At 47.9% G+C, this 14,492-nt stretch carries 13 protein-coding genes; 8 read left to right on the forward strand and 5 right to left on the reverse strand.

Annotated features, from left to right (window positions below):
* Positions 1–56: 56 nt before the first annotated feature.
* Entirely contained in the window at positions 57–584 is a 528-nt protein-coding gene (locus tag BLT91_RS13150) for a DUF1572 family protein (protein ID WP_090821537.1), read from the reverse strand.
* Between the two features lie 195 nt (positions 585–779).
* Between BLT91_RS13150 and BLT91_RS13155 the strand changes: the two genes are divergently transcribed.
* From BLT91_RS13155 to mtnB, 8 genes are all read left to right on the forward strand, one after another.
* Positions 780–1,985, forward strand: coding sequence for a pyridoxal phosphate-dependent aminotransferase (locus BLT91_RS13155; protein ID WP_090821539.1), 1,206 nt, complete (start codon positions 780–782; stop codon positions 1,983–1,985).
* Positions 1,986–2,413: 428 nt separating this feature from the next.
* Positions 2,414–3,514 (forward strand): glutamate 5-kinase, encoded by a 1,101-nt coding sequence (gene proB, locus BLT91_RS13160; RefSeq protein ID WP_090821541.1) that lies wholly within the window; start codon positions 2,414–2,416, stop codon positions 3,512–3,514.
* A 25-nt stretch (positions 3,515–3,539) separates the two neighbouring features.
* On the forward strand, positions 3,540–5,276 hold the full coding sequence (locus BLT91_RS13165) for a proline--tRNA ligase (RefSeq protein WP_090821543.1): 1,737 nt from the start codon (positions 3,540–3,542) through the stop codon (positions 5,274–5,276).
* The gene (locus BLT91_RS13170; RefSeq protein ID WP_090821545.1) at positions 5,269–6,516 is read left to right on the forward strand and encodes a glutamate-5-semialdehyde dehydrogenase; all 1,248 of its coding nucleotides are present in this window, start codon (positions 5,269–5,271) and stop codon (positions 6,514–6,516) included. Before BLT91_RS13165 ends, BLT91_RS13170 begins: the two co-directional genes overlap by 8 nt.
* 27 nt (positions 6,517–6,543) lie before the next feature.
* Positions 6,544–7,422, forward strand: a complete 879-nt coding sequence (gene proC, locus BLT91_RS13175; protein WP_090821547.1) for a pyrroline-5-carboxylate reductase — start codon at positions 6,544–6,546, stop codon at positions 7,420–7,422.
* Positions 7,423–7,455: 33 nt separating this feature from the next.
* On the forward strand, positions 7,456–8,724 hold the full coding sequence (locus tag BLT91_RS13180) for a 2,3-diketo-5-methylthiopentyl-1-phosphate enolase (RefSeq protein ID WP_090821549.1): 1,269 nt from the start codon (positions 7,456–7,458) through the stop codon (positions 8,722–8,724).
* Complete coding sequence (locus BLT91_RS13185; protein WP_090821551.1) at positions 8,721–9,383, forward strand: 2-hydroxy-3-keto-5-methylthiopentenyl-1-phosphate phosphatase; 663 nt, start codon at positions 8,721–8,723, stop codon at positions 9,381–9,383. Before BLT91_RS13180 ends, BLT91_RS13185 begins: the two co-directional genes overlap by 4 nt.
* Positions 9,380–10,021: a methylthioribulose 1-phosphate dehydratase gene (gene mtnB / locus BLT91_RS13190; protein WP_090821553.1), complete on the forward strand. Its 642-nt coding sequence runs from the start codon at positions 9,380–9,382 to the stop codon at positions 10,019–10,021. The genes BLT91_RS13185 and mtnB overlap by 4 nt, the downstream gene beginning before the upstream one ends.
* 163 nt (positions 10,022–10,184) lie before the next feature.
* Here mtnB and BLT91_RS13195 read toward each other — a convergent pair whose 3' ends face one another.
* The 4 genes from BLT91_RS13195 to BLT91_RS13210 form a co-directional block, all read right to left on the reverse strand.
* The gene (locus BLT91_RS13195) at positions 10,185–10,868 is read right to left on the reverse strand and encodes a DnaD domain protein (RefSeq protein ID WP_090821555.1); all 684 of its coding nucleotides are present in this window, start codon (positions 10,866–10,868) and stop codon (positions 10,185–10,187) included.
* Between the two features lie 35 nt (positions 10,869–10,903).
* The gene (gene asnS, locus BLT91_RS13200; RefSeq protein WP_090821557.1) at positions 10,904–12,193 is read right to left on the reverse strand and encodes an asparagine--tRNA ligase; all 1,290 of its coding nucleotides are present in this window, start codon (positions 12,191–12,193) and stop codon (positions 10,904–10,906) included.
* Between the two features lie 123 nt (positions 12,194–12,316).
* Positions 12,317–13,525, reverse strand: a complete 1,209-nt coding sequence (locus tag BLT91_RS13205) for an acetate/propionate family kinase (protein ID WP_090821558.1) — start codon at positions 13,523–13,525, stop codon at positions 12,317–12,319.
* Complete coding sequence (locus tag BLT91_RS13210; RefSeq protein ID WP_090821777.1) at positions 13,522–14,394, reverse strand: 3-hydroxyacyl-CoA dehydrogenase family protein; 873 nt, start codon at positions 14,392–14,394, stop codon at positions 13,522–13,524. Before BLT91_RS13210 ends, BLT91_RS13205 begins: the two co-directional genes overlap by 4 nt.
* Positions 14,395–14,492 lie beyond the last annotated feature (98 nt).

Here is a 14,492-nt window from a genome sequence, read left to right on the forward strand (position 1 = left end):
GCAAAAATACCTTTTCTTTTATAGTAATCTAATTAAACTTTAAACCCAAATAAAGCTCATTGAGGCTTGAAAGATTTAGACTGTCCTCTTGCAATACTAAGTGTCTCCCAATGATGACTTGCCCAATGTTTACTGAGGAAAACGATCTGACCCACATGATAACCGTAGTGAGATACCTGCCGCTGAATGGCTTTCAAGACAGAATTCTCTTCTCCTCGAATTTGAATGGTCTTCAGAACATCTTCCGGCGTGAGCGCGTGTAGTGCAGTAAACAAAACCTTCCAGCCTTCTTCCCAAATGGAAATAAGTTCTTCACGCGAGTGCTGGCTGCTTTCAAACTCACCGTCGCGCTCCCTTGTTTCCTTTTCCCCATCGGTTGTTAAGAAATCTGTCCAGCGCGACAGCATGTTCCCGTGCATATGCTTAATTAGTACCTCTAAAGAATTGGACTCCTCATCCAAGGTTTGGTAAAAATGAGAATCATCCGCTTGCGCTAAAGCATTATCAGCCAGCTTCTTCATATTCTCAAAAGCGCGAATCGATTCCTGCAAAAAAACATCGGCAACTAGGCTTATTTGCTTCATGGAGATCACACCTTCCCTTTGAATACACCATAATAATAAATTCACTTTCTTATTTCATAAACTCAATCCTACATTATGTCAATACCCAACTTGCATCAGGGATAAACGGTATGGGGGTTGCTTCCTATACATCCCCACTTAATCATGGTACATTAGTAGTATTATCCTAATCCCGACTCCCGGAGTGTGAATTAAATCGTGACTAACCTATCTACCAAATCTAGCGCTTTTTCTATACAGCCTGCTGAACGTATGAAAGGATTGCCGACACAGTTCTTTGCGTCGCTCGTCCGTAAAGCGAATGAACAAATTGCTGAGGGCCATGACGTCATTAATCTCGGCCAAGGAAATCCAGACCGTCCTACGCCAGCTCATATCGTCTCATCCATCCAAGAAGCGGCTGCTAACCCCTTGTATCATAAATATCCGCCCTTCAGCGGCTTTCCCTTTCTGAAACAAGCGATTGCTCACCGTTATAAGGAAGATTACAACGTAGATCTAGATCCTGAGACGGAAGTAGCCATTCTGTTCGGCGGCAAAACAGGTCTCATTGAGATCGCTCAATGTTTGCTTAATCCAGGCGATGTTTGTTTGGTTCCTGACCCAGGCTACCCCGATTATTGGTCTGGGGTAGCACTAGCCGGCGCAGAAATGGCTTTCATGCCCTTGCGAGAAGAAAACAATTTCCTGCCTGATTACTCGGCACTTAAAGAATCCGCATTGAACCGAGCAAAGCTCATGTTCATTAATTATCCGAACAATCCAACAGGCGCAACAGCTCCGGCTTCTTTCTATGAAGAAACGGTCCAATTTGCGCAGCAGCACGGTATTGTTGTCGCTAGTGATTTCGCTTATGGCGCCATCGGTTTCGACGGTCAAAAGCCGATCAGCTTCCTGCAAACGCCTGGCGCCAAAGAAGTTGGCATCGAGTTCTACACCCTGTCCAAAACGTACAACATGGCAGGCTGGCGAGTAGGATTTGCGCTTGGCAATCGGGAAATCATCCGCCTCATTAACTTGATGCAGGATCATTACTACTGCTCGCTGTTCGGCGGTATTCAAGCTGCGGCAGCAACAGCTCTCACAGCTTCACAAGATTGTGTCACTGAACTGCGCGACGTTTACGAAAGCCGACGCAACGCCTTATATTCGGCGCTTGCCAGTATCGGCTGGAATGCGCGTCCTTCTCAGGGGTCATTCTTCTCTTGGTTGCCTGTGCCGAAAGGGCACACCTCGCAGAGTCTTGCCGATCTGCTTCTGCAAGAAGCCAAGGTTGTTGTCGCGCCTGGTGTTGGCTTTGGAACACATGGAGAAGGCTATGTACGTCTCGGTCTATTATCCACAGAAGAAAGATTAGAAGAAGCTGTTCAACGAATCGGCAAGCTGCATCTTTTTGATTAATCCGTAAAAAAGAGAGGCTGGTCGGTGACTCCATCACCTGCTCGCTGTGCAGCCTAGGCTTCTGCTTCTTTACAAACGCTTGTACAGCGTGCTATTCTAGATAGAACAAAAAAAAGGAAGTCCTCAAAACTTCTATATCGCAACGTTATGATGGGAATAGTAGGAACCGTGCAGCACGTTAACAGAGAGTAAGCTCCACTGACTGAGAGAGCTTGCCGTGAACCGGCTCCGAACCCGCCCCTGAACAGTCAACGATGAGTTGAACAGTGCCCTACTGTTATTTAGGGAATCTAGAGTTGGGTGCAGCCGCCATCGGTGTGCGCCAATCTAAGGTGGTACCGCGGAAGCAGCAGACTTTCGTCCTTATGTGTTAAGGACGGGAGTCTTTTTGGTATATCTACATACACAGAAACAAAGGATGGGATCGTATGATGCAGCGAATCGTCGTCAAAATCGGCAGCAGCTCTTTAACCTCAGACACGGGGGGCCTGAATCCGGAAAAAATACGTTTTTTCGCTTCGGAGCTGGCACAATTGCAGCAGAACGGCAATCAAGTCCTGCTCGTTACCTCCGGTGCCGTAGCCGCGGGCTTCACCAACTTAGGCTATCGTACACGGCCGAAGGTGCTGCACGAGAAGCAAGCCGCGGCCGCTGTCGGGCAAGCGCTACTCATGCAAGCGTACCATGAAGCTTTTGCGTCCCACGGTGTGAGCGTGGCGCAAATTTTGCTGACTAGGTACGACTTCACTAACCGCAAGCGAGTTCAGAACGCGCTGATGACAATTGACGAGCTGCTGCAGCGCGGCGTCGTTCCGATCATTAACGAGAACGACACCGTCTCAGTCGATGAATTGAAATTCGGCGACAATGATACGTTGTCGGCTTTGGTAGGCAATTTGGTCAAGGCCAACAAATTGATCATCATTACGGATATGGACGGCCTGTACACAGACGATCCCCGCAAGAATGCGAACGCACAGCGCATCGATCGTGTGGATGCCATCAGCGATGAGCTGTTCAGCTTCGCTGGAGGCTCAGGGAGCTCGGTCGGCACCGGCGGCATGCGTTCTAAGGTCGAGGCTGCCCGCATAGCGATGCGCGGAGGCGTGCCAGTGTTCATCGGGCGCGTGCTTGAGCCCGGTGATCTGCCGCATGCCGTGCACGGCAGCGGCAAGGGTACGTACTTCGACACGTCGCTAAATAACCTGCCGGTGAAGAAACAATGGGTCGGTTTCCATTCGCTGCCCCAAGGACAAATCATCGTCGATCAAGGCGCGAAATCGGCCCTGTTGAGCGGAGGAAAGAGCTTACTCCCCGCCGGAATTATCGGCGCCTCAGGCGACTTCCACCCCGGCGATGTTGTAGAGGTGCTCAGCAGTGAAGGCGCACTGTTAGGACGCGGCGTTGTCAATTACGCGGCTTGGCAAGTACAAGCCGCGGCAGGTTTATCGACCGATGAAGTTCAGAAGCGGGTTGAAGTGGCAAGAATCGAAGTCATTCACCGCGATGAATGGGTACCATTGACTTAACTATGAAAGAGAGGCACTTCTACACATGAGACAACAACGACTGCTTATCCCAACCTTGCGAGATGTTCCGGGTGATGCGGAAGCCGCAAGCCACCGACTGATGCTGCGTGCTGGGTTGATCCGACAGCTATCCAGCGGCATTTACTCCTACTTACCCTTAGGACTCAAAGCCTTACAACATATTCAAACCATTATCCGTGAAGAAATGGATGCTGCCGGTGCTCAAGAAATGCTAATGCCAGCTCTCCACCCTTCCGAATTATGGAAAGCATCTGGCAGATGGGACGTGTATGGTCCCGAGCTGATGCGTCTAGAAGACCGGAACGGCCGGGAGTTTGCTCTGGGAGCTACACATGAAGAAGTCGTCACAACGATTGTGAAGGATGAAATTCATTCCTACAAAAAGCTGCCAGTCACGCTGTATCAAATTCAAACGAAGTATAGAGATGAACGAAGACCTCGATTTGGCCTCCTGCGCGGGCGAGAATTCCTTATGAAGGATGCTTATTCCTTCGATCGTACAGGAAGTGGGCTTGATGATAGCTATAAAAGCATGTACAACGCATATGTTAACATTTTCACTCGTTGCGGACTGCAGTTCCGGGCTGTTGAAGCAGATTCCGGAGCGATTGGCGGTACAGATACCCATGAATTCATGGCTCTTGCAGATGTTGGCGAGGATACGATCGTTCATTGCACATCCTGTCAATATGCAGCCAATATTGAAAAAGCAGTCGGAACGCTGCCGGAACAAAGCGAACACAATCAGAAGGAAAACGTTCTGCAACATTCGCAACCAGTGAAAGTTCATACACCTCAAATGACCAGCATCAAACAGCTCAGTCAATTTCTTCAGGTCCCCCCTCATCAAATCATTAAATCAATCGCCATAGAAGCCGACGGAACGCCTATTGTCGTCCTTCTTCGGGGTGATTATGAATTAAATGAAATCAAATTAAAGCAAGCCATTGGTGCCAATGACGTTCCCATGCTCTCCGAAGCAGATATTCTAAAACTAGGATCCATTGCCGGTTTTATAGGTCCAATAGGACTTAAGAACGTCAGGATCATTGCTGATTCCTCTGTCAAAGGCATGCGAGACGCTGTCGTTGGAGCAAATGAGCTCGATTATCATTTGCAGCATGTTGAGTTGGAGAGGGATCTACCAATGATGACTTATCATGACGTTCGCAATGTAGCCCAAGGTGAATGTTGTTCAAATTGCGGGCACGAGCTCTCTTTCGCAAAAGGGATTGAGGTTGGACATGTTTTTAAACTCGGCACCAAATACAGCAGTTCGCTTGGTGCTTCTTTCAACGATGAAAATGGCGTGTCTGAACCCATCATTATGGGCTGCTACGGAATTGGCGTTTCACGTGTGTTGGCTGCCATTATCGAGCAGAACTATGATGAGCGGGGCATTATTTGGCCCGCATCCATTACGCCGTTCACCGTTCATCTTCTGACTGTTCATGTACAGGATGAGACGCAGATGAAATTATCCGAAGAAATTTACACAACGCTAAAACAAGCTGGCTATTCTGTTTTATGGGATGATCGAGAAGAACGCCCAGGCGTTAAATTCAACGATGCAGATCTACTCGGTTTCCCTCTGCGAATAACCGTCGGAAAGAAAGCAAGCAAGCGAATCATAGAATGCAAAGAACGCCGAAGCGGCAGTCAATATGAATTATCAGCCAAGCAAATACTTACGCATTGCCATTCCTTTTTCCAAACAGGAGGTCGATCTTCCCATGAGTGAAGTCATTCAAAAATCTCAATTAGCCAAGCAAGCAGCCCATACCATGGGCAATCTCACAACCGAGCAGAAAAACGCGGCTTTGCTTCTCATGGCGGATGCCCTTGTAACGGAGCAGCAGGCGATCATCGAAGCGAATGCGAAGGATTTGCAGCGAGGCAAAGCATTAGGCACAAGCGCTTCCTTACTCGATCGTCTTGCCCTGACTGAATCACGCATTGCAGGAATGGCTGAAGGACTGCGCCAAATTGCCGAGCTGCCTGATCCAATTGGGGATATGCTTGAAGCCTTTGAACGTCCAAATGGTCTTCGTATTCGCAAAGTTCGAGTTCCTTTAGGTGTTGTCGGTATTATTTATGAAGCCAGGCCAAATGTAACCGTCGATGCGGCAGGGTTATGTCTAAAGACAGGTAACGCAGTCGTGCTGCGTGGAGGCTCTTCCGCTTTATTTTCCAATGAGAAAATCGTTGAAGTTCTGCACGCTGCACTTAATCGCTCTGCCATTCCTGCTGACGCTCTTCAGCTGATCCTTAGTGCTGACCGCAGTTCTGTGGATGAAATGCTGAAGTTGAACGGCTTGATCGATGTCCTCATCCCAAGAGGGGGACACTCACTTATTCAAAATGTTGTCAATAACGCCTCTGTCCCTGTCATTGAAACAGGCGCGGGTGTATGTCATACTTTTATAGATGAAAGTGCTCAGCTGGATATGGCTGTCCGAATCGGTATCAATGCCAAAGCTCAGCGTCCGTCCGTCTGCAATTCGATGGAAACATTGCTTGTGCATGAGGCAATCGCAGATAAGCATTTGAGTGCAATTGCAGAAGCCTTCACAAGTGCTCATGTAGAGCTCAGAGGTGACGAGCGCGCCCGAGCGATAGTGCCTACTATGCATGTCGCCGAAGCGGAAGACTGGAAAACGGAATACGGGGACTATATTCTTTCCGTCAAAGTTGTGAAGGATCTCGACGAAGCGCTCGCCCATATCCGCGAATACGGTACGATGCACTCCGAATGTATCGTGACGGAAGATGCGGCAAATACCGAAAGATTTTTACAGGAAGTTGATGCAGCAGCAGTCTATCACAATGCTTCGACCCGCTTCACGGATGGCTTTGAATTCGGCTTCGGTGCGGAAATCGGCATCTCCACCCAAAAACTTCACGCTCGCGGACCGATGGGTTTGCCAGCGTTAACTTCAACCAAATACCGCGTTTATGGAAGCGGACAAATACGCGAATAACCATCTAAATTTGAGGAGGAATGCACGATGTCCACAACTTTATCGCAAGCCAAAATTGCCTTTGTAGGTGCCGGTTCCATGGCGGAAGCGATTATCCGCGGACTTATCGAAACAAAGGTTGCTAATCCGCAAAATTTATATGTGATGAACCGCTCAGATCAAGACAGGTTAGCTTTTCTCCAATCAGAATACGGATTGCAGGCAACTTCCGACACCCTAACCAAGGAATCCTTTCTGCGTGAAGCCGATGTTGTCGTTCTCTGTATGAAGCCTAAAGATGTCGTAACTGCTTTCGCCGAACTGCAGCCGCTTTTAAATGATCAGCAGCTTCTCATTTCAGTTATCGCTGGGCTGTCTATCGCTAAAACAGAAGCTCTGTTGCAAACCAATATGCCGATCGTTCGAACAATGCCGAATACGTCCAGTACGATCGGATTGGGAGCTACAGGAATGAGCTTCTCCGCAAAAGTCAATGATACATTCAAGCAGTTCGCTACCCAAATGTTCGAAGCTGTCGGCACGGTTACGATCGTAGAAGAAGAGAAATTAGAGATTCTGACAGGTGTATCCGGCAGCGGTCCCGCCTATGTCTACTATCTTATGGAAGCCATGATCAAAGCCGCCATCGAAGGTGGTCTTTCTGAGGAAGATGCAAATCAACTAACACTGCAAACGGTGCTTGGAGCCGCTCATATGGTTCAGCTTACGCAGGAACACCCTGCTGAGCTTCGTCGTAAAGTATCTTCGCCAAACGGCGCAACGCAAGCTTCGATTGAAGTGCTGGATCGTTTTCAGTTCGGAGAAGCTGTCTCTGCGGCTGTATTCCGTTCTGGAGAACGTGCCAAAGAAATGGGCGAACAAATTGCAGCACCAAGCCCTGTAACGAAATCTTCTTCATCCAAGTAGGTCTTATTCTATTAAAGCAGGTGAGCGGTTTTGATGAGTGCATATTGTTTAGCAACATATCGGAGTTTCGATGAGAAAGCCGATTTTCATAAAAAAGCTACAAATATAGCTGTCGGCTTAACGGTTGGCAGCTGGACGGAGCTGCCAGAAGCGCAGAAAGCTCAAATGGAGAAGCATTTAGGGAAAGTCATCTCTGTCGAAGTGCATGAGCCGGCCCAAGGAGAACCTCGTTTTAATCGCTATGCCGATATTACAATCGCTTACCCGGATGTGAACTTCAGTCGGGACATTCCCGCCTTATTGGTCACCGTATTCGGAAAGTTGTCGATGGATGGCAAAATTAAATTAATTGACTTAGCCTTCTCATCCGATTTCCTTAGCGGCTTTTCTGGACCAAAATTCGGTATGCAAGGCGTACGCGACCTTCTTGGTGTTCAAGAACGTCCCTTGCTGATGAGTATCTTTAAATCCGTTGTTGGCTATGAGCTGCCTGCGCTGCGCGAACAATTTTATTTACAAGCAGCCGGCGGTGTCGATTTAATTAAAGACGATGAGATTTTATTTGAAAATCCATTAACTCCGCTGGAGAAACGGATTGAGGTATGCCTTGGAGCAGCCGCACAAGCCTCCAAGGAAACAGGTCAAAAACTGCTATATGCCGTAAATTTGACCGGCCCCACCTCCAAACTTGCCGCTCAAGCCAAAAAAGCGATCGGAGCCGGAGCTAACGCTTTGCTGTTTAATGTATTAGCCTACGGTTTCGATGTCCTGCATGAATTAAGCTCCGACCCGGAGATTACGATACCAATTATGGCGCATCCAGCCATGGCTGGTGCGACTTATCCGTCACCGCACTACGGGATATCCCCCTCTGTGCTTCTTGGCAAGCTCATGCGCCTGGCTGGTGCAGATTTGGTACTGTTCCCTTCTCCTTACGGTTCTGTCGTGATGCCACGAGAAGAAAACTTGGCTATCAAGCATGTGCTGTTAACGAATGATTTACGTAAAGATTACGCCTTTAACGCTTCAGCCGAGGTGCAATTGAAACTAGCTGCCAGCTTCCCTGTTCCTTCCGCAGGCATTCACCCTGGTCTTGTTCCTCTTATTCTGCGCGATTTTGGCAGAAACGTCATTGTAAATGCAGGCGGAGGAATTCATGGACATCCACTCGGTACGATTGCTGGTGGACAAGCCTTCCGACAGGCGATAGACGCAACCTTACAAGGTATCAACCTTCGAGATTACGCCATTTCACATCCGGAATTACAAACAGCTATTAACACTTGGGGGATTAGAGAATGAGTAAGGAACGCGTTATTTTTTGCGACTTTGACGGTACCATTACCGTGAACGATAACATCGTAGCCATCATGAAGCATTTCAATCCAACCGGTTGGGAAGCTATCGTACAACGAATTGTGGACAAAACCATCTCGATACGTCAAGGAGTCGGAGAGATGTTCTCCCTCCTCCCTACTTCCCGTAAGGATGAGATCATCGAATACGCCATCGGAAACGCTGTGATCCGGGATGGCTTTAAAGAATTTGTGGACTACTGTAAAGAGCATGGCATCAAACTTCTGATTACGAGCGGGGGCATTGATTTCTTTATCTATCCGCTGCTCAAGCCCTTCCCGATTCCAACTGAGCATATTTACTGCAATGCCAGCACATTCGAAGGAAGCGTCATTGAAATTTTATGGCCAAATCGTTGTGACGAGCACTGTGCAACAGACTGTGGGATGTGTAAAACAAGTATTATTCGGTCTTATGATTCAGAGCGTTATGAGCGGATTATCATTGGGGATAGCATTACGGATTTCGAGGGAGCTAAGCTGGTCGATACGATTTTTGCACGCTCACATCTCATCGAAATGTGTGAGCAGCTGAAATATCCTTATCACCCATTCGACAACTTCTTCGATATTATGAAGCAATTGGAGGCTGAACCTGTAACATGAGTATTTTACTAGAAGAGAAACAACGCGCATTCGCGGATTTACGTAATATTAAAGCCAATTTAGCGGCCAGAGGATGGTTTCCTGCGACCAGCGGTAATTTATCCGTTCGTGTAGGGGGCTTCGAGCCTGACGCATTCACATTCGCCATTACCTCCAGTGGTAGAGATAAGTCCGTTCAAACACCAGAAGATTTTCTGCTCGTAAATGAGAAAGGTCAACCCACGGAAGCCACAGGCCTGAAGCCATCGGCAGAAACCTTGATTCATAGTGAAATCTACCGATTGACAGGCGCCGGCGCCATTTTTCATGTACATACCATATTCAATAATTTGATTTCTGAGCTATTTTGGGAACGTAAAAGCATACCCGTAGACGGTGTAGAGCTTATCAAAGCTTTCAACATCTGGGATGAAGAAGCTCACATCGAGATCCCTATTTTGCCAAACTATGCGGAAATCCCTCGGATTGCCGAGCTGGTGGAAGGATCAATAATTCCGCGCATTCCCGGCATCGTGCTGCGTAAACATGGCATTTATGCATGGGGGGCCAATGCTTTTGAAACTAAGCGTCATCTGGAAGCTTTCGAGTTTCTTTTTGAATATGTCTACCGCTCCCATTTGCTTCAAAAAAGCTTATAGCATCTTGCCATCATCGATCGTAAGTCAGGCTCTCCCCATTTGGGTGAGGTCTGGCTTTTTTGGCGAAGGATTGTGAATATTCGTATGCTCTTAATCATTGCGATATGGCAGTCACAATAAAAAAAGTCCTATCTTCCATGAGAGAAGATTAGGACTTTTTTATTCATCTGGATTGTCGAAAGCGCTGTGAATATTCCTTCGCTTGATCGACCGTGGCTACTCGATTTCGGCTCCATTCCAGCAGTATCCGGTCAATATAGCGGAAATGAACTTTCCCCGCAAATACGGCTTCTTTCAAAGCCGTCATGATGAGCTCTTCCTTGTACAAATCCTTATCCAACCAACCGCTGATTGTTTCCAGCTCCATCGGGGTTAAGGGACGCGCAAATTCTTTTTCAAAAGTTGTGAAAATGCTTTTGGCACTCTCATCGGACTGAATTGATGTACGGCTGGCAGTTAACTGAGCCATCTGCTGCTCCGCCACCAGTTTGGCCAATTTTCTGTATAACGGCGTAAGATTATATCGTTCACTGCGAATACCTGTCGTTTCTTCTGTATCCTCATCGATCGCGATGAACTGCTCATGAATCAATTTCTGCAGGCTAGCAATCACCAGATCGGGTGAAGCGGACATGCGGGATTGAATTTCATCGGTGGTTGGAAAGTCATTCTTTTCCTTTTCCAGAAATGAAATCAAATGAATCAGTGTCATCACTTCAATTTCGCTCAAATTTAGAGCAGGGTAATTTTTCAGAAATAGGAGAGGGACCGAAACACTGCCCTCCTGAAAGCCTGCCAATAGGGCAGCCTCGATCTGAAGCTGCTGCGTACTAGACTGTTTACTCATCCGATCCCCTTTCTACCCATGGTCGATAAAATGGTTTACGGATACAAACGATATAGGAGACGCGGGAATGGAATCGTTTCGCGAACATGATCCAGACCACAGATCCATGCAACCGTACGTTCAAGTCCAAGCCCGAAACCAGAATGCGGCACTGTACCGTATTTCCGAAGGTCTAGATACCATTGATATGCTTCTTTCGATAAATCATGCTCCTGGAAACGCTGCTCCATTAATTCCGGATCATCGATTCGCTGACTTCCTCCGATAATTTCTCCATAGCCCTCAGGCGCAATCATATCCGCACAAAGTACGACTTCAGGACGGTTAGGATCTGGTTTCATATAGAAAGCCTTAATTTCTGTTGGCCAATGGGTAATGAACACAGGTGTTTCATATTGTGCAGCAATCGCAGTCTCATGCGGAGCTCCGAAATCCTCGCCCCATTTGAATTCATGCCCGTTCTTTTGTAGAAAATCTACAGCTTGGTCGTATGTAATTCGCGGGAAGCTGCCTTGAATTTTCTCCAGCTTAGATGTATCTCTCTCCAAGGTTTCCAGCTCTTGTGCACAATTTTTGAGTACGGATTGAACGATATAAGATACGAATTGCTCCTGTACCTCCAGGTTCTCGGCATGATCAACGAAAGCCATTTCAGGTTCAATCATCCAGAACTCAATCAAATGTCGGCGTGTCTTCGATTTCTCTGCGCGGAACGTTGGTCCAAAGGAATACACACGGCCAAGCGCCATTGCAGCCGCCTCCATATATAGCTGTCCGCTTTGGGTTAGGAAGGCATCCTCATCAAAGTATTTGGTGTGGAATAAATTCGTTGTTCCTTCACACGAGGAAGGAGTTAAAATCGGTGGATCAACCAAATGGAAGCCACGCTCATTGAAAAATTGCTGTACTGCTTGAATAATTTGGGCGCGAATCACGAGCACCGCACGCTGACGGGGACTACGAATCCAAAGATGACGGTTATCCATCAAGAAATCAACGCCATGCTCCTTCGGTGTAATCGGATATTCTTCCGTCACTTGAATAATTTCAACACCAAGTACATCAAGCTCATAGCCGCCTTTACTGCGAGTATCCTCTTTCACTTTTCCTGTTATGTACAGTGAGCTTTCTTGTGTTAACTTGGATGCGGCTTCCCAAACGTCTTCACTGACATCACTTTTGACCACAACTCCTTGTATATATCCCGAACCGTCTCTTAGTTGTAAAAACTGAATTTTACCGCTGGAACGTTTCTTGTTTAGCCAACAGCCAATCGTAACTGACTCGCCGACATGATGTTTAACTTCGCCTATCGTACATTTCATACTGCTTTTGACCCTCCCTAGAGTTTTCGTTGAAAACTAACTTAATGAATCATATCCTTTGAGATTCCGGAACTCTCCAGCCTACTGAATACTTTTCTATTGTACACTATTTTCATAAAAGAATCAGTCCGTCGATGACCGAATTAGTCTATACGTATCCCGAGCAATCATCCACTCCTCATTGGTTGGGATTACGAGCACTTGTACTTTGGAGCCTTTTGTCGTAATGCGCCGCTCCTGCCCTCTTCCCTTGCGGTTTGCTTCTTCATCGAATTCCACGCCAAGGAAGGTCAAACGCTCGCATACCCTCTTACGAAACAGCTCCGAGTTTTCTCCGACGCCTGCCGTAAAAACGATTGCATCGATGCCATTCATCGCCGCGGCATAAGCGCCGATGTATTTGCGAAGCCGATACTCATACATCTCAAAAGCAAGCGCGGCGTTCTTATCGCCCGCCTCCAGTGCTTCCACGATCTCCCGCATATCGCTGGAAATCCCCGAGATTGCCTGCAGTCCGCTGTGCTTGTTCAGCATGGAGCTGATCTCGCCCAGCGTCAAATCCTCCTTGCCCATTACATAAGGCACGATAGCGGGGTCGATATCGCCGCTGCGCGTGCCCATCATCAACCCTTCGAGCGGGGTCATCCCCATGCTCGTATCCACCGACTTGCCGCCCAGTACGGCAGCGCAGGAAGCTCCGTTACCGATGTGACAGGTAACGAGCTTCAGCTGCTCCAGCGGGCGGCCTAGGAAGGCAGCGGCGCGTTCGCTCACGTAGTTATGCGAAGTGCCGTGAAAGCCATAGCGGCGCACCTTGTGCTTCCGGTACAGCGCCATTGGCACCGGGTAGAGATAGGCTGGCGCCGGCATGGACTGATGGAAGGCGGTGTCGAACACGACGGCCTGCGGCACGCCGGGCATGTTCGCTTCCACCGCCGAGATGCCAAGCATATGCGCCGGGTTATGGAGCGGTGCCAGATCGAAGAGCCGCTTAATCTCCTTCTTCACTTCGTCATTGACGAGGACGGAGTTCTTAAAGGATTCACCGCCGTGAACGACCCGGTGCCCAACGGCGTCAATCTCCGACGTCGACACCAGTACGCCGTGTTCGGGGTGAACAAGCAGCCCGAGCACCTTGCGAATGGCTGTCTTATGTTCGAGAATCTCACTAACCTCATGAACCTCAGCTTTACCTGTCGGTTCATGCGTCAAAATGGCCGTTTCCATTCCGATGCGCTTTATTCGACCTTTTGCGAGAATAGATTCATCTTCCATTTGAAAAAGCTGGTATTTGAGTGACGAGCTCCCGGCATTTATAACGAGAATATTCACAGACGGTCACCGTCCTTGTCGTAGCGGAAGAAGCCTTCTCCCGTTTTTGCGCCCAGATGGCCAGCGCGTACCATTTGTTTCAATAGGAAAGAAGGACGGTATTTAATGTCCCCATAATCACGGAACATGCCTTCCAGCGCATCATGTACGGAATCTAACCCGAAACGGTCGCACATTTCTAAAGGGCCGTATTTGAAATCATACCCGATACGCATCGCGCTATCGATATCTTCTGCGGAAGCCACTCCCTCAGAAAGCGTGTGCAAAGCCTCGTTAATTAACGTGCAAATCAACCTTGTCGTAATGAAGCCAGGCGACTCATTGACCTTAATGCTTTTTTTTTGAATGAGATCATCCACGAATCGTCGCGTCTGTTCGAAGGTTGCATCCGACGTTTTCATCGCACGAATAATTTCTACGAGGTTAATCTTTGCTACGGGATGCAGAAAATGTAGTCCTATCACACGCTGAGGATTCGTTGTGACTGCAGCAATCTCTGTCACACTAAGGGTGGATGTATTTGTTGCTAAAATAATGGATGAATTGCAAATTTGATTCAGCTGGAAAAACACATGCTTTTTGGCATTCAGGTCTTCCGTTATTGTCTCAATCACCATATCGCAAGTAGCCATGTCTTGAAGTGAATCGGCTTTTTTAATTTTGGCTAAAATCAGCTTTTTCTCTGCTTCTGTCAATGCCCACCGTTCTATTTGCTTATCAAGGCTGGCCGTAATCTGCTCAATCGCGCGGTCCAGCTTATCTGTTGTTTTCTCAGCGAGTAAAACTTCCAGGCCGCGGGCTGCGAGCATTTCAGAAATCCCCTGTCCCATCGTTCCCCCGCCGATTACACCAATCGTTTTGAATACCATGCCATGTTTCTCCTTCTCAACTGCTTCGTCCTTTATCATTCTCAAGGGAATCTTCCCTATATCCTCGAAAACCCTATCCTATCATACAATTTTTGCTT

It is taken from the genome of Paenibacillus sp. yr247, assembly GCF_900103825.1.
GTDB lineage: Bacteria > Bacillota > Bacilli > Paenibacillales > NBRC-103111 > Paenibacillus_E.

Coding starts and splice junctions, on each gene's coding strand:
- BLT91_RS13210 (WP_090821777.1), bottom strand. CDS start 14,394: ATGGTATTCAAAACGATTGGTGTAATCGGCGGGGGAACGATGGGACAG.
- BLT91_RS13180 (WP_090821549.1), top strand. CDS start 7,456: ATGAGTGCATATTGTTTAGCAACATATCGGAGTTTCGATGAGAAAGCC.
- BLT91_RS13185 (WP_090821551.1), top strand. CDS start 8,721: ATGAGTAAGGAACGCGTTATTTTTTGCGACTTTGACGGTACCATTACC.
- BLT91_RS13150 (WP_090821537.1), bottom strand. CDS start 584: ATGAAGCAAATAAGCCTAGTTGCCGATGTTTTTTTGCAGGAATCGATT.
- BLT91_RS13195 (WP_090821555.1), bottom strand. CDS start 10,868: ATGAGTAAACAGTCTAGTACGCAGCAGCTTCAGATCGAGGCTGCCCTA.
- BLT91_RS13165 (WP_090821543.1), top strand. CDS start 3,540: ATGAGACAACAACGACTGCTTATCCCAACCTTGCGAGATGTTCCGGGT.
- proC (WP_090821547.1), top strand. CDS start 6,544: ATGTCCACAACTTTATCGCAAGCCAAAATTGCCTTTGTAGGTGCCGGT.
- proB (WP_090821541.1), top strand. CDS start 2,414: ATGATGCAGCGAATCGTCGTCAAAATCGGCAGCAGCTCTTTAACCTCA.
- mtnB (WP_090821553.1), top strand. CDS start 9,380: ATGAGTATTTTACTAGAAGAGAAACAACGCGCATTCGCGGATTTACGT.
- BLT91_RS13170 (WP_090821545.1), top strand. CDS start 5,269: ATGAGTGAAGTCATTCAAAAATCTCAATTAGCCAAGCAAGCAGCCCAT.
- asnS (WP_090821557.1), bottom strand. CDS start 12,193: ATGAAATGTACGATAGGCGAAGTTAAACATCATGTCGGCGAGTCAGTT.